This window comes from Klebsiella sp. CN_Kp104, assembly GCF_040064515.1.
Taxonomy (GTDB): domain Bacteria; phylum Pseudomonadota; class Gammaproteobacteria; order Enterobacterales; family Enterobacteriaceae; genus Klebsiella; species Klebsiella aerogenes.
Map to the genome: position 1 here is coordinate 251,191 of NZ_JBEAII010000029.1, position 22,177 is coordinate 273,367.

Sequence of the window (22,177 nt, forward strand, 5' to 3'; positions counted from 1 at the left end):
AGATTCCGCACGGCAACTGGCTTCGGCAAACATGATTCGTCGCCCAGCAGGCAAGCGTAATAAAGAGTAAAGTAATCCCAGGATCTGTTAGACGGCCTCTGCGCCACTGAAATGACGTTCGCGCCCAGTCACAGGAGGTTAAAATTTCTCCGGCAGTTCGTGCGCAATATCGATCAGTTCACCGTTCTCCATTTTGATATATCCCCCTTCTTTAAGCTCAGCAAGAATTTTGAAAAGGTAGCTGCGCGACATTTTGGTTCTTTTCAGAATAAAGCTAGCCAGGCTTCTATCATGTAATACTCCCGCATCCTGCTGTTTTTTGTAACGGTAAATCATTGATTTAATCGTATCGTAGCGTGAAGGTAAATTCTTTTCGTGGTGTGCATCAATAATCAGCGATAGCTGAAATGCCATAATTTCCATCAGATAAGCAAAGCGCTCACGTTGAATGAAATAGTGTTCAAACGCTTCTTTACCGCAGGTCACTATTTTGACATTTTTCTTTGCCGTATATTTTAGCGATAGCGCCGGACCATAGTTTTCAATAATACCTAAAATCATACCGCGGATCCCTTTGCCGACCTGCAGCATATCTCGCGTTTTGCTCAGGACACCGCGTTTACCAGCGGAGCCAAAACCCACATTGTATTCCACTTCTATCGCAATAATGCCTTCAACTACAATGACGACTTCGCCAGGCTCAATTCTGAAAACGCCATTGTCTTTGATGATTCGTGGCTGATTTGCCGAGATCAGCGGCTGAATCAACTCAAGGTCGCTGGCGACAACATGGTTATATTGATCAATAACGTCGGAATAAGTCGTTTTCATGCTGCCTCATTAATTACTATTTATTTAAGCATCTCGAAAAATAGTCTGCCAAAGTTAAGCCTGTCAATTAAAGGTAGCATTTTTAGTTCATCCTGCCATTTATTTCAGTCCGTTTAGAGACTCCCCCCTCGTATCGGTAGATTCAGCTTAATAGAATGCCGACACCGACGAGAACCGTTAAACGTTTTCTCGCCCATTGAAGCGTCTAATTTATTTTTAATAAAAAAACACCCTTGCTAATTTAAAAATAAATTAGGCGCTTCGTTAACAATATATTTTTCCAGATCATTAAGAACTCCGGAAAAATAAAAGGATAGCGAACTATGTTTAAAAACATTCCCTTTAAGAGAACAATGTTAGCCAGCATGCTGACATTAGCCTCCGGCGCGGTGACCGTTGCTCACGCTGCCGACGCCGCAGCGACGAAGCAGGATGCTAAAAAGCCTAACATCGTAGTTATTTTTGGCGATGATATCGGCTACCTGAACCTGAGCACCTACAATCAGGGTCTGATGGGCTACCAGACGCCAAACATCGACAGCATCGCCGCCCAGGGCGCGAAGTTTACCTCCTACTACGCCGAGCAGAGCTCCACCGCGGGTCGTTCCGCCTTCATTACCGGCCAGATGCCGTTCCGTACCGGGATGAGTAAAGTCGGTATGCCGGGAGCGCCGCAGGGTCTGCAGAAAGAAGATCCGACCATCGCCAACGTCCTCAAGCAGTTGGGTTACGCCACCGGGCAGTTTGGTAAAAACCACCTGGGAGACCGCGATGAATTCCTGCCGACCGCGCACGGTTTCGATGAATTCCTTGGCAATCTCTATCACCTGAATGCTGAAGAAGAGCCGGAAAACCCGGATTACCCGAAAGATCCCAACTTCCGCAAACAGTTTGGCCCGCGCGGCGTGATCAAGAGCACCGCTGACGGCAAGATCGAAGATACCGGTCCGCTGACCGTGAAGCGTATGGGCACCGTAGATGAAGAGACTCTGGCCGCCAACAACGACTTTATGGCGCGTCAGGTGAAAGCCGGTAAACCATTCTTTACCTGGTTCAACACCACTCGTATGCACAACAAAACCCACCTCAAAGACGACAGCGTTGGCGTCACCGGGCTGGGAACCTATGCCGATGGCATGGTTGAGCACGATAAAATCGTCGGCCAGGTGCTGCAGAAAATTAAAGATCTCGGCATCGAAGATAACACCATCGTTATCTACACCACCGACAACGGCCCGATGACCGCCACCTGGCCGGACGCAGGCGAAACTCCATTCCGCGGTGAGAAAAACACCGGCTGGGAGGGCGGCTTCCGCGTTCCGGCAATGATCAAATGGCCGGGCCACATCAAACCGGGCACCGTGGTGAGCGACATGTTCGCCAGCTACGACTGGTTCCCGACGCTGGTTGCCGCTGCCGGCGACAGCAACATCAAGCAAGAGATGCTGAAAGGTTATAAAACGCCGTCCATCACCTACAAGGTTCACCTTGATGGCTATAACCAGCTCGACTTCCTGCAGGGCAAAGGAAAAGACCAGCGTAACGAATTCTTCTACTGGAGCGATGACGGCGATCTGCTGGCAATGCGTCAGGGCCGCTGGAAGATCCACTTTATGATCCAGGAACACACCGGTCTCGATCTGTGGCGCTATCCGTTCACCAAACTGCGTGCGCCGATGATCTTTGACCTTGCCGTCGATCCACTGGAGAAAGGCGACCAGGGGATGGGCTACCAATCCTGGTTCTACGATCGCATGTTCCTGATGGGCGGCGCGCAGAAGTCGGCAAAAGAAATGCTGGCGACGTTTAAAGAATTCCCGCCGCGTCAGAAACCAGGCTCCTTCACCGTCTCCGATGTCAGCGCGATGCTTGACCAGGGCGCGCGCAAATAACCCTGTTATCAACTCCAGGGCGGTTCGCCGCCCTGTTTTTCTCCTCGCTTTACCCTCGACCTGACTAATCCGGGAGTTATTTATGAAACACAGCACCACCGTGCCTGTTAACGCATTACCTTCGGCAGAAAAGTACGCGGGTAACGGCCCCGCCTACCAACGTCGCTTTCATGTGATGGCGAAACCCACCGGCTCCGCCTGTAATCTCGATTGTAGCTACTGCTTCTACCTGCACAAAGAACACTTACTCCAACAGGACAAGCGCTGCTACATGAGCGATGAAACGCTGGAAAACTTTATCCGCCAGTACATCGATGGACAGGATGGCGAACAGGTGGTCTTCTCCTGGCAGGGCGGCGAACCGACCCTGATGGGACTGGAGTTTTTCCACAAAGTGGTGAAATTCCAGCAGCAATATAAAAAGCCCGGCCAGCGGATCGAAAACGATCTGCAAACCAACGGTATCCTGATTAACGATGCCTGGGCTGAATTCCTCAAAGCGAATCAATTCCTTGTCGGCCTGTCGATTGACGGCCCGCGAGAGTTGCACGACCGCTATCGCATCACCCGCAGCGGCAAACCAACGTTTGATAGAGTGATGGCCGGCGTCGACGCCCTGAAGCGCCACGGCGTTCCATTCAATGCGCTGGTCACCGTCAACCGCACCAACGCCCGTTTCCCGTTAGAGGTTTACCGCTTTGTTACCCGCGAACTGGGGGCGACCTACGTGCAGTTTAACCCCTGCGTCGAACCAGTGGACTTTACCCAGACCGCGCCTCATTTCTGGCGTGATGACAGCATCCCCACCGTCGGTAGCCGCCGCGCGCGCCCCGGCGATTTAGACTCCATCGTCACCGACTGGTCGGTCGACCCGGACGATTGGGGACGCTTCCTGATCGCCACCTTCGAAGAGTGGGTGAACAACGACCTTGGCCGCGTCCAGGTCAATCTGTTCGAAACCGCCGTCGCCCAGATGATGGGCATGCCGGCGCAAATTTGCACCACCGCGGAGTTTTGCGGCAAAGGGCTCGCGGTTGAGAAAAACGGCGATGTTTTCTCCTGCGACCACTACGTCTATCCGGAGTATCAAATCGGCAATATCGCCGATAACAGCCTGGCGCGAATGGCTTTCTCCGAACGTCAGCAGGCTTTCGGTATGGGTAAATGCGACACGCTGCCCCAGCAGTGCAAGCAGTGCCCTTACCTGAAGCTTTGCCACGGCGAGTGCCCGAAAAACCGTCTGGTGCTCACCACCGACGGCGAAGCCGGTTTGAACTATCTCTGCCCGGGCATTAAAGCCTTTTTCAACTATGCCGAGCCGATTCTGGCGGGCATCGTCACGCTGGTGAAACGCGATTTTAAAGGAGTTAGCCGATGAATCTTCGCGAGAAAATGCTACAGCTGGAGCAGCGCATGAATGCGCAGGTGCTCGGCCAGGAAAACGTCGTTCGCATGCTGCTTATCGCCCTGCTCTGCGATGGGCATATCCTGCTCGAAGGGCTGCCGGGGCTGGCGAAGACCCGCGCCGTCCGCGAGCTGGCGCGACATATCGCCGGCGAGTTTCGCCGTATCCAGTTCACTCCGGATCTGCTGCCCTCGGATATCACCGGCAGTGAGATTTATCAGCAAAATGCCAGCCGCGAAGAGGAGCAGTTTCGTTTTCGCCCAGGGCCGGTATTCGGCAACGTGATTCTGGCGGACGAAATCAACCGCGCCTCGGCCCGCGTGCAGTCGGCGCTGCTGGAGGCGATGGAAGAGCGCCACGTCACCGTGGCGGGCAAAAGCTGGCCGCTGCCGGGCGTGTTTATGGTGCTGGCGACGCAGAACCCCGTCGACCAGGAAGGCACCTGGCCGCTACCGGAAGCCCAGCTCGACCGCTTTCTGATGAAAGTACAGGTCGACTATCCATCAAAAGAGCATGAGCAGCAGGTGATGCAGCTGGTTCGCACCGAGCAACAGGCGAAATATGGCGTAGCGGCAAAAACCGCCCCCGCGCCAGAAGCGGAATCACTGCGGTTCAGCCAACATGAAATTGCCTCCTGCTGGCGGGAAATTAGCGCCATCCACGTCGCGCCGATTATCGAAACCTGGATAGTCGAACTGGTCAACGCCACCCGCCAGCCGCAGCATATCAGCGAGCAATTAGCCAGCTATCTGGCTTACGGCCTGAGCCCGCGAGGCACCTTAGCGCTGGAGCGCTGCGCCCGCGCGCAGGCCTGGCTCGCGGGACGTGACGCGGTTCGCCCGGAAGACGTGCGCTTTATCGCGCCGGCGGTAATGCGCCACCGCTTGATGCTGAGCTATCAGGCCAGCGCCGATGGTTGCAGCGCCGACGATGTGATTACCATGCTGCTGAACGCCGTGGTGATCTAATGAACGAACTCTGCGTGAATCGCCAGATGCTGCTCGACCTCGGGCCGCAGGCGCGGTTGATGGCTAACCCGCCGGGGCAGATCCCACCAGGGGCGTTATCCGGCGAACGCGCCTCCCGCCAGCAGGGCCGTGGGCTCAACTTCGACAGCCTGCGTCGTTATCAACCCGGCGACGACATACGCATGATCGACTGGCAGACGACCGCCCGTCTACGTACGCCGTGGGTGCGCCAGTACAATGAAGAGCGCGAGCGCCCGGTCTTTTTGCTGGTCGACCAACGATTAGATATGCATTTCGCCACCCGCGGGCAAACTAAAGCCAGCGCCGCGGCCAAAACCGCCGCGCTGCTGGCCTGGCGTAGCCATCACGATGGCGATCGCCTCGGCAGCCTGGTATTTAACGATACCACGTTGGCGCTACACCCCTGCCGCGCCCCGCGTAGCACTCTACCCGCGCTGCTGGATGATCTGACGCATTACAACCAGTTGCTGGCGCAGCAATATCCTCTCGAGCCGGAGCGTACGCAGACGCTTTCGCAGGCGCTACAGCGCGCGGTCAGCACGATTCCGCGCGGCGCCTGGGTCGCTATCCTCAGCGATTTTCACGATCTCGACGCCCAAGCGAAGGCCATGCTGGCGCATCTGCGCCGTCGCTGCGAGGTCAGCGCATTTGTGCTGTTCGACGACTTACACCTTCGCCTGCCGCGCTCCGGCACGCTGGCCGCCTGCTACGGCGGGCGCAGCGCCAGCGTCACCCTCACCTCCGCGCTCAGCGCCGATATTCGTCAACACATCATCGGTCGGCTGGCGCGTCAGCAGCAGCAACTCAACCAGTTGGGTATTCGGGTCAATCATCTGACGGTAACTCAGGACCTGCTGCGCCAGTTACAAAAAGGGCTTTAAATGTTTGAGAAAGGCTATGCGGTGCCGGAGCTACTAACGCCCGCGCTGCCCCCCGCCCCCAGCTGGTTTCCGCTACCAATCGGCTGGCTGATTCTGCTCGCGATTGTCGTAGGCCTGGCGGCGCTGTTCCTGCTTATCCGCTACGCCCGCTGGCGGCGCAACCGCTGGCGACGAGAAGCGCTGCTGGCGCTCAATCATCCGCATACCATCGATAGCTGGATGCAGTTGATTAAACGGGTGCAGCTGGTCCACCAGCCGCGCCAGACGGTTAGCCAAACGCTGGCGCCGGAAGCCGTGCTGGCGTCGTTGACGCTGGATGCTGACCTGCGCGACCAGCTCATCGCCCGCTACTGCCGGGCCGACAACGCCCTGAACGACCAGCAGACGGCGCGGCTTCGCGCTCAGCTGGCGCAGTGGCTAAAGGAGCTTCCACATGTCTGAATGGCTCGCCCACATTGATTTCGCCTGGCCCTGGGCCGCGCTACTGCTGGCGCTGCCGCTGCTCACTCGTTTTCTCCCGCTACCGGCAAAAACCACCGACGAGCGCGTGCGGGTACCGTTTTTACCCTCGCTCATTGACGCGCTACAGCTCGATACCCGGCCAAAACGCGGAAGTGGGGCCAGCGCCGTACTGTTCTGGCTTATCTGGTCACTGCTGGTTTGCGCGCTGGCGCGGCCGGAATACCTGACGCCGCCACAATATATTACCAGGCCGATGCGCGACATCGTGCTGATCCTCGATGTCTCCGGGTCAATGGCGAAAAATGACGTCCAGGGCGGTAATACGCGCCTGCAGGCGGTACAGCAATCGGTGCGCAAGTTTGTCGCCGCCCGCCAATCCGACCGCATCGGCATGGTCATCTTCGCCAGCAAAGCCTGGCCCTTCGCCCCGATAAGCGAAGATAAACAGGCGCTGCAAACGCGCATCAATCAGCTGGCGCCGGGCATGATTGGCCAGCAAACCGCTATCGGCGATGCGCTGGGCGTGGCGGTTAAGGTGCTGGATAATGGCCCCGATAAGCAGGCCGATAAGCTGGCGATTTTACTCACCGACGGCAATGATACCGCTTCGCAGCTGTCGCCTGAACTGGCGGCAAAGCTTGCTGCCGACCACCATGTCCGGGTTCATACCATCGCCTTCGGCGACCTCAGCGATACCAGCAAAGACAAAGTCGATTTGCCGCTACTGCAGCGCATCGCGAAAACCACCGGCGGCCAGAGCTGGACCGCCGCGCATTCCGGCAGCGCGCTGGATAGCGTCTGGCAACAAATCGACGCCCTCACTCCGGCGCAGGTCAAAAGCCTCGGCTGGTCCTGGCATCAGCCGCTCTATCCGTGGCCGCTCGCCGCCGCGCTGTTACTGTTACTGCTGGCCGCCTGCGGCCGTGTCCTCAGGGAGAAAATGGCATGAGCGATTTTCACTTCCTCTATCCGTGGCGCTTAACTGCGCTGCTGCTGTGTGTGCTGGTGGCCTGGCTTCCTGGCTATGGCGCTTCCGCATGGTCAACGCTAATGGATAAACCTTTTCGCGCGTTGATTATTCAACGCCGTCGCAGGTTAACCCGGCTGCTGCCGTGGCTACTGGCGCTCGGTGTCATCGCACTGGCGGGCCCAAGCTGGCAGCGCGAACTCCCGGCGGCGCTGACGCCGCAAAGCAACGTGATGGTGATTCTGCAGCAGGATCTGGCGATGTATGCCCAGGATCTTCCCCCCTCGCGTCATCAGCGCATGCAGCATAAAATCGCCGCGCTGATGCAACAGCAGCCCGGTTCGCATTTCGGTCTGGTGGTCTACAGTAGCCAGGCCTTTCTCACCACGCCGTTAACCCAGGATCCGCAGTTTTATCAGCTATTTCTCAACGCCCAGTCGCCCTCTTTGCTGCCGGAAGGTAGCGGTTCCGCCCTGCCGCAGGCCGTCGCACTGGCGTTAAAAAATCTGCCTACAGACAAAGACAGCCCGCGTAGCCTAATCCTCGTTGCCGATACCCTGTCGCCTGCCGATGTCACCTGGCTGAAAGGGCAACATCTACCGCTGCAAATTTGGGTACCCGGCACCGCCGCGGGTGGAACGCTGCCGGATAAGTATGCCAGCCTCGGCATCGATACCCGGCTGAACGTCGATCGTTTCCGCCAGTTGCGCGACGCCGGGATCCCGGTGACGCTGGCCAGCGATGATGGCGACGATCTGCCGATCATCGCCAGCCACATTCAACAATCGGTGACTCAGCAAAATAACGCCCGCGAGGATCTGCACTGGAAAAACAGCGGCTACCTGCTGATCGCGCCGATGCTGTTCCTGCTGCTGTTCTGGCGACGCCAGTTACTGATGGTAGCGCTACTATTTCCCGCGCTGCTGTGGTCGCCGCACAGCGATGCCGCCTGGCTCGATGCCTGGGTTCGCCCCGATATTCAGGGGCAGCACGCCTTTCGCCGCGGCGACTACGCCGCTGCCGCCGGGCATTATCGCTATCCGTTATGGCAAGGTATCGCCTGGTATCGGGCGGGCGACTATCCTGCCGCCGCCAGCGCGTTTCGCGCCGCGCCGCCAACCGCGGAAACCTTGCTGTGGCTGGGCAACAGCTATGCTCAGCAAAAGCAGTGGCAGCAGGCGCTCGACAGCTACGATCGCGCCCTCTACCTACATCCTGACTGGTCCATGGCGCTGCAAAATCGCGATAAAATCTCGCAGATTGTGATGGGCATTCGCCAGCAAGAGCGCGAGCGCCAACAGGCGCAGGGCGATGCGATGGACGACGGCCCGGATAAGCTGGTCCACGACCTGCAGAAAAACCAGGGCATCGATCAGCAGCAAATCGGCGCTATTGCCGGGGAGAGTCCGCAGGTTAATCAATGGTTTGATGCGCTGGATGTTTCGCCAACGGGGCTACTGAAAAGCCTGTATCGCAACGGCTCGGGAGATACCACGCCATGAACAAAGCGCTACTTTTTCTGCTGGCCGCCACCCTGCCGGCGCATGCGGCGATGGACATCACCCGTGAACTGGAAGCGCCGGCGCAGATCGTCCCCGGCCAGCCGGTTCGGGTGGCGATCACCTGGTGGACCGATAGCTGGTTTAACCCGCCGCCGCAGTGGCCCGAGTTTGCCGTCAAAAACGGCGAACTTCTGAATACCGCGTTGCCTTCACAACTGGTGACGCGCAAGAAGAACGGGATCGTCTGGAGCGGCATTCGCCTTGAACGTCAGGTCAGCGCCTGGCAGCAGGGCGTGCTACGCCTGCCGGCGATCGACATTACCGCGACCTCCGCCAATCAGGCGCCGGTCACGGTACATCTTCCGGCGCTGGAACGCCCGGTAAACTGGCCGGCCAATACCACTCAGGCGGACCATTTTTTACCGGCCAGCCAGCTGACGCTCAGCCAGCAAATTCAACAGTACCACGCGGGGAAAGACGCCACGCTGCGGGTTGGTGATGTCGTTGACCGTATCGTGACCGTCGAGGCGCAGGATGCGCTACCGGGGCAAATTCCACCGCTGCTGTACGCCATTAGCGGTAGCGAAAGCCAGCGTCTGGCGCCGGTCAGTGAGGCATTAAAAAGCGAGCGCGGCGATATCATAGGCGCTCATCGGGTGGAGCGGCTGCGTTATCTGCCCAGCCATAGCGGCACGCTGACGCTACCACCGATTAGCTTGCGCTGGTGGGATACCGTTAATCATCAATGGCAAACGGCAAAGCTGGCGGGAGAAACGTTGAACGTCGCCGCGGCGCGACAGGGCGGCGCGGAGCAAGCGCTGCGCGGTACCACGGGAATGGTCACCTGGCAGAGCCTGATGTGGATAGTGATTGCCGCTGCCGGTGGGGGATGGCTTGGCCGCCGCTGGTGTTATCGAACGCTTCTCGGCATTAGTCGACGCTGGCGGCGTTTCTGGCAGCCGCAGCCGTTACCACCGCTGGCCCCTTAGACAAAGCACTTCCCGGCGGTTGACCGGATACGATTCGTAGGCCGGATAAGGCGCAGCCGCCATCCGGCAAAAATACGGTTCCGAACTCACCGCCATTGCCCGGCGGCGTTTTTTATTTCACCTGACACTGCGCCGGGTCGTATACCGTCTTCCAGTCCTGCTGCATATCGACAACCGTCCAGCCCTTCTGTTTCGCCTCGGTCAATCCTTTCACCAGCTTGCCGCTGGCGGAAGGATGGCTGTCGTAGGCATACTCCCGCGCCGCATCGGTATGGTGTACCAGCAGCTCGAAGGTTTTATAGTTCGGGTTGGCTGCGGTGTACTGTAGCATCGCCAGATCGCCGTCGCTGTTGCCGAAAGCCGCAACCGGGCGCTGACCCATAAACAGGTGGATCGCCACCGGCTTGGCCGCGGCGTCATCATTAAATGCGCCTTTCATCGTTTTGCGAAGCTGGGTGCCATTGTCCGTCAGACTAAATTCGCTGAGCGCGAACGAACCGATAACCTGCTCCGGAGGGATACCGTACATTTTCTCCGATACCACGCGCATGAAGTCAATTCCACCGCCGGAAACGATCCACGTTTTAAAACCATTGGCGCGCAGATAGTCCAGCAACTGGCGCATCGGCTGATATCCCAACTGGTCGTAGCGACAGCCGGTACGTTTATCCTGATGGCTGTCAAACCATGCGCTGACCCGCTGACTAAACTCTTCGGTGGTCATGCCGCTATGGGTTAACGCCAGCAGCTTGAGCAACCCTTTTTCGCCGCCCGCCGCTACCGTTTTCAAATCGTTGTTCAGTACCGCCGCCACCAGCGGATCCTTTTTCCACTCCGGATGTTCGGGCACCAGCCGTTTCACTTCATCCACCGCGAACTGTAGTTGGAAAGTCAGCGGCGCTTCCGGCCACAGGGTGCCGTCATTATCAAAAACCACGTAGCGCTTATCCAGCGGAATAAAGTCCGCCCCGCCTTCACGCGTCGCCCCCTGCACCCATTGCTCAATCGCCTGTTTAGCAGGGGTATCTTTCCATGCCGGCAGCATATCGGTGGCTGCCGCGCTGGTGAAGCTCAATAGCAGCATGCTGAGCAGTACTGTTTTTTTCATTGTTTTTCCTTCTTATTCCACCGCCAAAAACCAGACCTACTTCAGCATGGCGGCAATCTTCTCAAGCGTCGGTTTAACCGTCGCGTAAAAATGGCGAAAGCCAGGACACAAATAATTGAGCCCTTCTTCGCCGTCCGGGGCGCGCACGATGCGGTTTTTCGGGCATTCGCCCCAGCATAAATTCAGATGCGGGCAGCTTTTGCAGTAGGCGGGCAGCGTCTCTTTCTTGCCCATGCCAAACACTTTCTGCCGCTCGGAAAAGACCATATGCGCCAGCTTATGCGCCTTAATATTGCCAAGCTTATATTCCGGGTAGACGTAGTGATCGCAGGAGTAGACGTCGCCGTTTTTCTCAATCGCCAGTGCCTTGCCGCAAAACGGCGCGGTGATGCATAACTGGGATGGAAGCCCCATAGTCTGTACCACGGCGGTTTCGAACAAATTTACCTGCACGCGGCCCAGATCACAGGTCACCCACTCATCAAAAGCTTCGGTCAGAAAATGTCCCCAATCGTCCGGATCCACCGACCAGTCGGTGACGATTGAATCCAGATCCCCCGGTTTCGCCCGGCGGCTGCCGGTGATGGGGATCGTCTCTTCGCGCCAGAACTGCGGCGCGGTGGTTTTAAACTCGGCGGCCTCTACGCAGGGCGTAAACTGGATATAGGTGGCACCGAGTTCGCGGGTAAGAAAACGATATACCTCGCGCGGGAAACGGGCATTCACCCGGTTAACGACTGCCAGCGCGTTGAACGGCACGCCGTGGCGCTTCAGCGCCGCGACCCCTTCCATGACCTTATCGAAGGTCGGCTTGCCGCTGCGCGTCACGCGGAAGCGATCGTGGATCTCGCGCGGGCCATCGATCGATACCCCGACCAGGAAGTTATGCACCTTTAAGAAGGCGGCCCACTTATCGTTAATCAGCACGCCATTGGTCTGCAGATCGTTCTCAATGCGCTGGTGCTTCGGCTGATATTTCTTTTGCAGCTCAACGACCTTTTCGAAAAACTCCAGTCCCATCAGGGTTGGCTCGCCGCCCTGCCAGGAGAAAATAATCTCTTCGCCGTCCTGGCTTTGGATGTACTGACGAATGAAATTCTCCAGTACCTCGTCGCTCATTCCTTTGTCGTGCGGCTGATGTAAAAGCTGCTCTTTATGCAGATAAAAACAGTATTGACAGTCCAGGTTGCAGGTGGAGCCGCTGGGTTTCGCCATCATGTGATAGCGGCGTTTATAGGCGGGCAGATAGCGCCCCTGGTTCTGTAATGGCGTTAATGGAATGGTGGTGCTTTTTTTCATCGACCAGAACCTATCTCTAGAATGCTCAAAACAGCAAAAGGCCCGGACATCTCGCCCGGGCCAACGTCATTTTAATTACCGGTCGGCATCGCCAACTGGAACCCTTCTTTTTGTAACTGCTCGCGGATATTACTAAAGCGTTGATACTGCGACAGGGTAATCGGCCCACTGTAGGCTTCGCTCTGCGGCTTACGCGGCGGATACTCGACGTAGGTTTTCATCAACTTAGTGATGGCTTCATTGAAGGTCACCAGCGTCCAGGTATGCTCGGTATAGTTGTTCATAAAGATATCGTAGCGTTCCTGCGGATCCTGCCAGAGGTCGAAAATCTGCGGCACCGTTGCGACATACGACTCCGGCCCTTTCCAGCCGAGGTTGGAATCCACCGCCAGGCCGCCGGTTTTCGCGCCGTTATCGCCGCGCAGGTTAAACACCGCCTTATAGTGACCGACGCGCGCCGCCCCCGGGGTCAGCTCATTTTCAGTGAAGTAGAACCAGGAGGTACGCGGATCTTTACCGGTGCCAAACAGTACCGGTGAAATATCGTAGCTATCGAAGATAATCGGCTGCCCGGCACGATCTTTGGTGGGTAATTTAATCCCGGCCACCGAAGCAAAGGTCGCCATTAGATCGAGGCCGCCAACGATATCGTGGTTACGGCTATGCTCTTTAATCTTGCCCGGCCACCAGGCGATAGCCGGAACGCGGCTGCCGCCCTCGCGGTCGGTGCCTTTGGTGCCGCGGAATGGCGTATAGCCGGCATCCGGATAGACGTCCTGCCAGGCGCCGTTATCGGTGGTCCATACCACAAGGGTGTTTTTATCGATCCCCAACTCGCGCAGCTTATCCATGATATGGCCAACGCGGGCATCCATTTCCACCATCGAGTCGGCGTATTTGCTCTTCGACATCGACTTGCCGACGTAATCCGGATCCGGCATGTTCGGCTGGTGGTTCTTCATAAAGTTGATGCTCATGAAGAACGGTTCGGAAGATTTTGCGTTTGCTTCGAGATAGTCCAGCGAGGCCTTCTCGACGTAGCGGTCGAAGAATGGGATCCCGACCACGCCCTCTTTGCCATCAACGACCGGGGTATTCACATACTGGCCGTTAATTTTGAACTCTTCCTTCGGCGCTTCGCCCGCCTTGCCGGAGAGCGCGCCGCGGGTGACACGGGTAAACATTTCACGCAGTTGCGGATCCATATCCGGGAACCAGGTCGGGTCGGCATAGGTATAGGCGTTCAGGTGGTAGAGGCCGACGTATTTCATTTCGTCGTAGCCCTGAGCATTAGGTAACGCGTAATCGGCTTCGCCGAGGTGCCACTTACCGGTAAAGAAGGTTTTATAGCCGCCGGTTTTCAGTACCGAGGCCAGCGTCCACTCTTCTTTCGGTAAACCGCCGCCCTGCCCCTGGAAAGCCACGGTGGTCATACCGCTGCGGTTGGGAATGCGCCCGGTCTGCATCGCCGCGCGGCCCGGCGTACTGCTCGGCTGGCCGTAGAAGTCGAAAAAGGTCATCCCCTCATCGGCCATTCTGTCGAGGTTTGGCGTCGGCATACCGCGGCCTTCGCCGCCGCCGTAGACGCCGAGGTCGCCATAGCCGGTATCGTCAGAGACGATCAGGATAATATTGGGCTTCTTTGCCGCACCATCGCTGGGGCCAGCCGCATTTTGATCGGCGGCATTGGCCGTCGCGCCGGGTAATAACGAACCGGCGGCAAAAGCCAGCACGCCGATACCCTTGTATTTTTTATTCATCTTCAAACCTCATTGCTCAGCATGCGCCTGATTTAACTTACGATTTGGCTAATATCAGGCAGGCATTGTCAGATTAGATAAGTCTCAATATGAGATGAGCGACATCGGCAAATGTTGTTGTCGCTACTGAGGCGATTCCGCTTAAGTGAAGTAGAGAAAGCAATAAAAATCCACAGGTTCTGGTTTTATTTTTTAATTAATGCAAAGCGAATCACTATCACCGTTTCGCTAAAGAAACCCGCCGCAAAAGCAATATTATCATTCAATATTTAAGTGGATTCTTAGTTACTAAAAAAAGAAGCCCAACTACCCACTAAAACAGTCTAAGTGAGTGTTTTAAAAAGAGCGATAGATCAGTCCGTTAACGGACTCTAAAAGTGTCGCCTGCTATCTGGCGCCAGCATTTAAATTTAGATATTTTGTATCAGGCGTAATTTCGCGCCATCAAAATATAAAGTATCGCCACTGCAAAATAGCAAAGAGTAATAAAGCGGTAGAGTTAAGCCCGGAGAGAAGATGAGTCGTATTCAAACGCCCTATTCCCACATCATCGATGAATATAATAAGATGATTTCAAAGAATATAAAGGCGATAGACTCATTAAGTCATAGCAGTAATATACGCCAGATTGCCGATGATACGTCTTTCACCCTGAGTACAGGCGAGATTATTATTGTTCTTGAGGGCGTTATTGCCGTTGAGATGCAGGAGCACAACTTTATTCTCGCCCCAGGAAAAGCGAAAACACAGGCGAAAAAGTTGTTTCAGGTCGGCAAAGGCATCAAAGGAATGTTTTTTGGTATTGTCGAAAGTTATGGCCCGGGTATTCAGCTGCACTATACCGCCAAAAAAAATGTCAAAGTGTTCAGCTGTAATCTCGAATACTTTGAGAAACATTTTACTCAGCCCGATAAATTCACCTTCCTGATGAACATGATGGCCATCACGCTGGCGTTTTTGCTCGATGCGCATGACGAAAGAGCTATTGGCACCCGCTATTTTGTCATTCGCTCCATGATTTATCGCTATCTCAAGCAGAAAAATGAGGGTGTATTACACGACCCGAGCCTGGCGAACTTTATCCTGCGACGCACAAAAATGTCGCGTAGCTATCTGTTTCAGGTACTTTCCGATCTGAAAAACGGCGGCTATATCACGATGAAAAACGGCGAGCTCGTCGATATTGTCAACGAGCTGCCGGAAAAATATTAACGCCGTTGGCTTAACTCTTATCCTGCCCCCGGCGCTTAAACTGCCCGGCGTCGATATCGTACTGCTTCATCTTGCGCCACAGCGTGGTACGGCCAATATTCAGCAACTGCGACATCTCCTGTACCCGGCCGTTGGTCACTCGCGCCGCCTGGATAATCGCCTCTTTCTCGATGGCGCTGAAAGACAGGCTCGACGGCAGTAGCGATGAGGCCGTTTCGCTACCAGGCCGGGTAGAGAAGAGATGTTCGGGGAGATTGCTTAAGCGGATATGCCCGTTATCGCTGCTCATCGCGATATTCTCAATAATGCTATTGAGTTCAAAATCGTTGCCCGGCCACGAGTAGGCGGTCAGTTGCGCCAGCGCGTCGTCATCGACCTTCAGCCGCGATGAAAAGCGTTTCTCCAGCCGACGCAGACGGCTATGCACCAGCGAAGGAATACTGCCGCGCCGCGCCCGCAGCGGCGGAATGACTATTTCAAACGAATGTAGCGCATAGTACAGCTGGCGGCTAAAGCGGTTCTGCTCCACCAGGTTGGCGAGGTCAACGGTGGTGGTGGCGATCACTTTCACATCCACCGGAATCAGCCGCCGGGCATCAAGACGCGTCAGCACGCCCTGTTTTATCACCTGCAGCAGCGCTGACTGCAGCTCGGGGGCCAGATACTCTATTTTTTCCAGGAACAGCGTGCCGCCGTTAGCCAGCTCAAGGCGGCTGAGGCGGCCATTTTCATCGTCGGTTGGCGCGCTGCCCATAAAATCCTGGCCCAGTACGCTGTCGGCGTACAGCTGGCAGTTAACCGAAATATATGGGCCCGGCGCCCGCTCGCTTTCGTTATGGATCGCCTGGCTCAGTAATTCTTTACCCACCCCTTCCTCGCCGCACAGCAGCACCGGGAAAGCGCCGCGCGCCGCCTGGCGGCCAAAGTGGATCAGCCTGCGGGTTTCCGGGTCATCCGCCGACATCTGTTCGAAGGTATGGCTCACTTTGCCCAATTGGCTGGTCATTAATTGACGCATCTGCTCCACCGGGTGGAGCAGTAAAATAAAGCTATTGCCCTGCTCTTCCACGATAGGCTTCAGGGTGATCACCGCGTCGATAAACTGATGCTGGCTCTCGAAGGTAACTTCCACATGATTAAGGCCGCGGGCCTGTTTAATCGCGCGGCGCAGCAACGCCGGCAGGGTCAGCAGTTCGTTGATATTCCGCCCCTGGCTGGCCTGGGTATCGAGATGCAGCAGTGTGGCCGCCTGCACGTTGAGAAACTGCAGCACTCCCTGCTCGTTCCACGCCATCACCCCGTCATCCATACTTTCCAGCAGGCCGTACATTTGATTAAGGTGGCGGTTAGATTCCGCCAGCAGGCTGTCGGTAAGCAGCGAGTTACCCACTTCGCGGGCGATGGCCAACGTCAGCGACAGATCCGCCGGGGCCCACTCTTCGCGCAGGCAGCATAGCGAAATCGATCCAAACAGGCGGCCATGGTTATCGAACACCGGCGTCGAACTGAACGACCAGCGCCGCAGCGCCTGCTTAAAGTGCTCGTCGCCCGCGGTGTTGACCGGCTGCCCGAGCATCGAGGCCAGCGACAGCGCGCAGGTGCCGATAATGCTCTCCGCGCAGTAGCTGCCGTCGCGAAATCCCAGTTCCGCCAGCTGTTCCAGAGTCTGCGGGTTACCGCAGCGGCTCAGAATACAGGCCGACTCATCAAGGATGAACAGCGCGCAGGAACGGTTGGCCATAAACTCCCACGCATCTTCCAGCGTCGCCTGGCCGATGGTCAGCAGCGCGGTTTTGCGACGGCAGATCGATTCAAAGGTCAGCCCCTGCGCCTGATGCGGCGCCTGCCAGGTTTCACGCTGCATAAATTTGCTGCAGCGATGCCACGACTGGCTGATAACGGCTGAAACTTCATTTTCCGCACCCTGAGTCTGAGCTGTCATATCCCTTTTCCGCTGGAGTTAACACAGTTAAAACGACAAAACCCTCCGGCAGCGGCTGCCGGAGGGAGGAGTTGATGCCGCAATGCGCCGCGGCATAGAGCCATACGAAAAACTTAACGCGCCAGCCACTGCTGCCCAAGCAGGTCCGCGGTCAGGATGGCGGCGTAGACGCTATCCGCGGTGACCGGGAACGGCATATTGTGGATGGTTTCGCCTTCCGCGCAGGTGGCTTTCGCCACCGCATGGATTTTGCTTTCGATACCCTCTTTCACGCCCATCTGCGCAAGGGTGATCGGCAGGCCGACTTTTTCACAGAAGCCCATCACGGTTTCGATCTCTTCCAGCGGGCTATTTTGCAGTACCAGCTGCGCCAGGGTGCCGAAAGCGACTTTTTCGCCGTGATACAGATGGTGGCACTCTTCAAGGATGGTGAAACCGTTGTGAATCGCGTGCGCGCCGGCCAGGCCGCTGCTCTCAAAACCGATACCGCTCAGATAGGTGTTGGCTTCGACAATACGCTCCAGCGCATCGGTCACCACTCCAGCCTGAGCCGCCAGGCGTGCTTTTTCGCCTTCCGCCAGCAGCGTATCATAGCACAGGCGCGCCAGGCTCAAGGCCGCCGCCGTGGACTGCCCGCCCGCCATGCTGGTGGCTCGCGCATCGAAGCAGGCCTTGGCTTCAAACCAGGTGGAGAGCGCATCGCCCATCCCGGCCACCAGCAAGCGTACCGGCGCTTTGGCGATAATCGCCGTGTCCATCACCACCATATCCGGGTTTTTCGGGTAGATCAGATACTCTTCAAACTCGCCCGCCTCAGTGTAGATAACCGACAGCGCGCTGGTCGGCGCATCGGTTGAGGCAATTGTCGGGATCACCACCACCGGCAGCTTCTGGTAATAGCCGATCGCCTTCGCGGTATCGAGGGTTTTCCCGCCGCCGATACCCACCACGCCACGGCAGCCGTGCTGCTTAAGAATGGCGATCAGGCGGTTGATTTCCGCATGGCTGCACTCGCCGTTAAACCGTTCCGCATGGCAGCTAATATTGTGGCTATGCAGGCCGTTCAACACTTTGTCGCCCGCCAGCTTCATCACGAAGTCATCGGCGATAACAAAAAAGCTGTCGGCCAGGTTTTTAGCGTATTCGCCAAACAGCATGGCGGCATCAGGTCCCTGGAGATATTTGGCTGGAGATTGAATAACTTTTAGCATTCCTTTCACCCTCAAATAAGTGCGTATGTTGACACGTGAGCCCAGGCCATCATGCCGCGGCGCCAGATATCAATGGCGCTTACAGCCACGCTGCCGGAGCGATGCATCCACTGTATGGCGAGCAGCGGCGAAAAAAATTTTTCCCTTTTTTGTTCTGTTCTGAAACAGATAAAAAAATAATGCGTTTCACATTGAAACAATGTGACTGAGAAAGCGATGGGATTGCGATCGCGATCGGCTCATTTTGGCAAAAAAGCCGCTATCGTCTCCCCTCTTTAACGCAGAAAATCGCCTCAATGCGGCACAATGGCGAAAAAAATCATCCTTGCCCCATTTCTGATAGCAGAAAAAAACGGACAAATTATTAGCGCTGGCTCGCATTTCTCCTGTTTATCGGCAATTAATGTTCCATAAAGGAACAAAAACTCTTTTCTACGTTCCGTTATGGAACCAATTTTGACGGCATTTTATTTTGTGCCCGCTCAGCCAGAATCACTACATCGCCGGGCTACCCTTATAGACAGGCGACCTCTCCCTACCCTACGGAGCATAAACAATGAAAAAACTGATTAACCGTGTGGAAGATGTACTGAGTGAACAGCTTATCGGCCTGGCGAAGGCGCATCCTGAACTGACGCTGCACCAGGACCCGGTCTATGTCACCCGCGCCGATGCGCCGGTCGCCGGCAAAGTGGCGCTGCTCTCCGGCGGCGGCAGCGGACACGAACCGATGCACTGCGGCTACATCGGCCAGGGCATGCTCTCCGGCGCCTGTCCGGGGGAAATTTTCACCTCGCCGACGCCGGACAAAATGTTCGAATGCGCGATGCAGATTGACGGCGGCGAAGGCGTCCTGCTGATTATCAAAAACTATACCGGCGACATCCTGAATTTTGAGACCGCCACCGAGCTGCTACACGAAAGCGGCGTTAAGGTCGCCACCGTCGTGGTGGATGACGACGTGGCGGTAAAAGACAGCCTCTATACCGCCGGACGCCGCGGCGTCGCCAATACCGTACTGATTGAAAAACTGGTCGGCGCCGCCGCCGAACGCGGCGACTCGCTGGAAGCCTGCGCTGAACTGGGCCGCCGTTTAAATAACCTTGGCCACTCGATTGGCATCGCGCTGGGCGCCTGCACCGTACCGGCTGCCGGACAGCCCTCCTTTACCCTGAAAGATGATGAGATGGAGTTCGGCGTCGGCATCCATGGCGAGCCGGGTATCGACCGCCGCCGCTTCAGCTCGCTCGACCAAACCGTCGATGAGATGTTCGATACCCTGCTGGAAAACGGCGCATACAGCCGCACGCTGCGCCAGTGGGATAACGTCAAGGGAGCGTGGCAGGAAGTGAAACAGAGCAAAACCGCGCTGCAAAACGGCGATCGGGTTATCGCACTGGTCAATAACCTCGGCGCCACCCCGCTTTCCGAACTGTACGGCGTTTACAACCGCCTTGCCCAGCGCTGCGAAGCCTCCGGCATTGTGATTGAACGCAACCTCATCGGCAGCTACTGCACCTCGCTGGATATGGCGGGTTTCTCCATCACCCTGCTGAAAGCGGATGATGACACGCTGGCGTTATGGGACGCCCCGGTCCACACCCCGGCGCTGAACTGGGGAAAATAAGGAGCACGACATGTCACTGAACAGAACGCAAATCGTCGACTGGCTGTACCGCTGCGGCGACATTTTCACCAAACAGAGCGATTTTCTCACCGGCCTTGATAAAGAGATCGGCGACGCCGACCACGGCCTCAATATGCATCGCGGCTTCAGCAAAGTCGTCGAAAAGCTGCCGTCGATCGCCGATAAAGACATCGGTTTTATTCTCAAGAATACCGGGATGACGCTGCTTTCCAACGTCGGCGGCGCCAGCGGCCCGCTGTTCGGCACCTTCTTTATCCGCGCCGCCCAGGTCACCCAGGCGCATCAGAGCCTGACCCTCGACGAGCTTTATCAGATGATCCGCGAAGGCGCGGACGGCGTCGTCAACCGCGGTAAAGCGGAGCCGGGCGATAAGACGATGTGCGACGTCTGGCTGCCGGTGGTGGAATCCCTGCGTCATTCCAGCGAGCAACATCTGTCTATCCCTGCCGCGCTGGATGCCGCCTGCGAAGTGGCCGAGCGCGCCGCCCACGCCACCATCACCATGCAGGCCCGTAAAGGCCGCGCCAGCTATCTCGGCGAGCGCAGCATCGGGCATCAGGATCCCGGCGCGACCTCGGTGCTGTTTATGGTTCAGATGCTGGCTGCCGCCGCCAAAGAGTAAGGAAATCGCGATGGTAAACCTGGTTATTGTTTCTCATAGCGCCCGGCTGGGCGAAGGTGTCGGAGAACTGGCCCGGCAGATGTTAATGAACGATGGCTGTAAGCTGGCGATCGCCGCCGGGATCGACGATCCTGACAGCCCGATCGGCACCGATCCGATTAAAGTCATGGAGGCGATCGAATCCGTCGCCGATACCGACCATGTACTGGTGATGATGGATATCGGCAGCGCCCTGCTCAGCGCCGAAACCGCCCTCGATCTGCTCGATCCGGCGATGGCGGCAAAAGTGCGGCTGTGCGCCGCGCCGCTGGTCGAAGGGACGCTGGCGGCCACCGTCAGCGCCGCCTCCGGCGCCGGAATCGACAAAGTTATCGCCGATGCCATGAACGCCCTGGAAGCCAAGCGGGTTCAGCTGGGTTTACCTTCGCACACGCCTGACGCCGCCGCCCCAACACTTGCTGACGACGGCGACGCTAAATCGGTTTCAGTCATTATTAACAATCACAACGGCCTGCACGTGCGTCCGGCATCAAAGCTGGTCGCCGCGCTGGCGGGTTTTAACGCCGACCTGGTGCTGGAGAAAAACGGCAAATGCGTCACCCCGGACAGTCTGAATCAAATCGCTCTGCTGCAGGTGCGCCGCCACGATAAGCTGCGCCTGCTGGCCCGCGGTCCGGACGCCGATGCCGCGCTGGCGGCGTTTCAGGCGCTAGCCGCCGATAACTTCGGCGAGTCGCCGGAGGCGCAGCCGACTGCGGAACCCGCCATACCTGCTCGTGTTGAAGGCGCGGCGCTGCTTTATCCGCTGGCGCCGATCCAACCGGCGCTCCCCGCCGCCGCCGACGTTGCTCGCGAGCAGCAGCGCCTGCGCCAGGCGATCGACCAGACGCTGGCCGACCTCAATGCGCTCACCGAGCTGGCGGAACACAAATTTAACGCCGATATCGCGGCGATTTTCGCCGGTCATCACACCTTGCTCGACGATGAAGATCTGTTTGATGCCGCCAACGATCGCCTGCTCACCGAACAGTGCTCGGCGGAATGGGCGTGGCATCAAGTGCTGATGGAGCTCAGCCAGCAGTATCGCCAGCTGGATGACGCCTATCTGCAGGCCCGTTATATCGATATCGACGATATTCTGCAGCGCACGCTGCGCCATCTGCAGGGTATAAAGGAGACGCTGCCATTCGCCAGTGAGCCGACGATTATTATCGCCGACAATATTTATCCCTCGACTGTACTCCAACTGGATGCCAGCCAGGTCACCGGCCTGTGCCTGCGCGACGGCAGCGAACAGGCCCACGGCGCGATTATCGCCCGTGCGGCGGGGATCGCCTGGCTATGCCAGCAGGGCGAAGCGCTGAATGATATTCAGCCTGGCGAAGCCATCACGCTCGATATGCGTCAGCAACGCCTTATTCGTCGCTAAATCCACTTTGACCGTTACCACTCCGGAG

Annotated in this window: 18 protein-coding genes; 12 read left to right on the top strand and 6 right to left on the bottom strand. The window is 57.0% G+C overall.

The features are described from left to right. Window positions 1-138 precede the first annotated feature (138 nt). On the bottom strand, window positions 139-831 hold the full coding sequence (locus ABLU80_RS16140) for a helix-turn-helix domain-containing protein (RefSeq protein WP_059444211.1): 693 nt from the start codon (window positions 829-831) through the stop codon (window positions 139-141). 323 nt (window positions 832-1,154) lie between these two features. Between ABLU80_RS16140 and ABLU80_RS16145 the strand changes: the two genes are divergently transcribed. The 8 genes from ABLU80_RS16145 (at window position 1,155) to ABLU80_RS16180 (ending at window position 9,918) form a co-directional block, all read left to right on the top strand. Then, a complete protein-coding gene (locus ABLU80_RS16145) occupies window positions 1,155-2,723 on the top strand; it encodes an arylsulfatase (RefSeq protein WP_087876716.1) in 1,569 nt (522 codons plus the stop codon). Window positions 2,724-2,805: 82 nt separating this feature from the next. After that, window positions 2,806-4,101: an anaerobic sulfatase maturase gene (locus ABLU80_RS16150; protein WP_143830311.1), complete on the top strand. Its 1,296-nt coding sequence runs from the start codon at window positions 2,806-2,808 to the stop codon at window positions 4,099-4,101. Next, complete coding sequence (locus ABLU80_RS16155) at window positions 4,098-5,096, top strand: MoxR family ATPase (protein WP_086557637.1); 999 nt, start codon at window positions 4,098-4,100, stop codon at window positions 5,094-5,096. The genes ABLU80_RS16150 and ABLU80_RS16155 overlap by 4 nt, the downstream gene beginning before the upstream one ends. Beyond that, the gene (locus ABLU80_RS16160) at window positions 5,096-5,998 is read left to right on the top strand and encodes a DUF58 domain-containing protein (RefSeq protein ID WP_063444759.1); all 903 of its coding nucleotides are present in this window, start codon (window positions 5,096-5,098) and stop codon (window positions 5,996-5,998) included. Before ABLU80_RS16155 ends, ABLU80_RS16160 begins: the two co-directional genes overlap by 1 nt. Further along, window positions 5,999-6,439, top strand: a complete 441-nt coding sequence (locus ABLU80_RS16165) for a DUF4381 family protein (protein ID WP_348850195.1) — start codon at window positions 5,999-6,001, stop codon at window positions 6,437-6,439. Continuing rightward, complete coding sequence (locus tag ABLU80_RS16170) at window positions 6,432-7,409, top strand: VWA domain-containing protein (RefSeq protein ID WP_348850196.1); 978 nt, start codon at window positions 6,432-6,434, stop codon at window positions 7,407-7,409. The genes ABLU80_RS16165 and ABLU80_RS16170 overlap by 8 nt, the downstream gene beginning before the upstream one ends. Next, window positions 7,406-8,929 (top strand): VWA domain-containing protein, encoded by a 1,524-nt coding sequence (locus ABLU80_RS16175; RefSeq protein ID WP_348850198.1) that lies wholly within the window; start codon window positions 7,406-7,408, stop codon window positions 8,927-8,929. Before ABLU80_RS16170 ends, ABLU80_RS16175 begins: the two co-directional genes overlap by 4 nt. Continuing rightward, complete coding sequence (locus ABLU80_RS16180; RefSeq protein ID WP_348850199.1) at window positions 8,926-9,918, top strand: oxygen tolerance domain protein; 993 nt, start codon at window positions 8,926-8,928, stop codon at window positions 9,916-9,918. Before ABLU80_RS16175 ends, ABLU80_RS16180 begins: the two co-directional genes overlap by 4 nt. 112 nt (window positions 9,919-10,030) lie before the next feature. Here ABLU80_RS16180 and ABLU80_RS16185 read toward each other — a convergent pair whose 3' ends face one another. From ABLU80_RS16185 to ABLU80_RS16195, 3 genes are all read right to left on the bottom strand, one after another. Next, a complete protein-coding gene (locus ABLU80_RS16185; RefSeq protein ID WP_045414279.1) occupies window positions 10,031-11,026 on the bottom strand; it encodes an HAD family hydrolase in 996 nt (331 codons plus the stop codon). Window positions 11,027-11,062: 36 nt separating this feature from the next. Then, on the bottom strand, window positions 11,063-12,325 hold the full coding sequence (locus ABLU80_RS16190; RefSeq protein WP_348850200.1) for an anaerobic sulfatase maturase: 1,263 nt from the start codon (window positions 12,323-12,325) through the stop codon (window positions 11,063-11,065). A 71-nt stretch (window positions 12,326-12,396) separates the two neighbouring features. After that, the gene (locus ABLU80_RS16195; RefSeq protein WP_015369607.1) at window positions 12,397-14,085 is read right to left on the bottom strand and encodes an arylsulfatase; all 1,689 of its coding nucleotides are present in this window, start codon (window positions 14,083-14,085) and stop codon (window positions 12,397-12,399) included. Window positions 14,086-14,601: 516 nt separating this feature from the next. On the opposite strand from ABLU80_RS16195, the gene ABLU80_RS16200 reads away from it, so the two are divergent. Further along, entirely contained in the window at window positions 14,602-15,297 is a 696-nt protein-coding gene (locus ABLU80_RS16200; RefSeq protein WP_015369605.1) for a helix-turn-helix domain-containing protein, read from the top strand. Window positions 15,298-15,307: 10 nt separating this feature from the next. Here ABLU80_RS16200 and dhaR read toward each other — a convergent pair whose 3' ends face one another. Beyond that, complete coding sequence (gene dhaR, locus ABLU80_RS16205) at window positions 15,308-17,239, bottom strand: dihydroxyacetone kinase operon transcriptional regulator DhaR (protein ID WP_348850201.1); 1,932 nt, start codon at window positions 17,237-17,239, stop codon at window positions 15,308-15,310. Window positions 17,240-17,352: 113 nt separating this feature from the next. Next, window positions 17,353-18,450, bottom strand: coding sequence for a glycerol dehydrogenase (locus ABLU80_RS16210; protein ID WP_007372182.1), 1,098 nt, complete (start codon window positions 18,448-18,450; stop codon window positions 17,353-17,355). A gap of 556 nt (window positions 18,451-19,006) precedes the next feature. On the opposite strand from ABLU80_RS16210, the gene dhaK reads away from it, so the two are divergent. From dhaK to dhaM, 3 genes are read left to right on the top strand one after another with little or no spacing between them, the layout of a single operon-like run. Next, window positions 19,007-20,077, top strand: coding sequence for a dihydroxyacetone kinase subunit DhaK (gene dhaK, locus ABLU80_RS16215; RefSeq protein WP_032709201.1), 1,071 nt, complete (start codon window positions 19,007-19,009; stop codon window positions 20,075-20,077). 10 nt (window positions 20,078-20,087) lie between these two features. Then, a complete protein-coding gene (gene dhaL / locus ABLU80_RS16220) occupies window positions 20,088-20,720 on the top strand; it encodes a dihydroxyacetone kinase subunit DhaL (RefSeq protein ID WP_007372179.1) in 633 nt (210 codons plus the stop codon). A gap of 10 nt (window positions 20,721-20,730) precedes the next feature. Continuing rightward, window positions 20,731-22,149: a dihydroxyacetone kinase phosphoryl donor subunit DhaM gene (dhaM, locus tag ABLU80_RS16225; RefSeq protein ID WP_348850202.1), complete on the top strand. Its 1,419-nt coding sequence runs from the start codon at window positions 20,731-20,733 to the stop codon at window positions 22,147-22,149. Window positions 22,150-22,177: the final 28 nt, after the last annotated feature.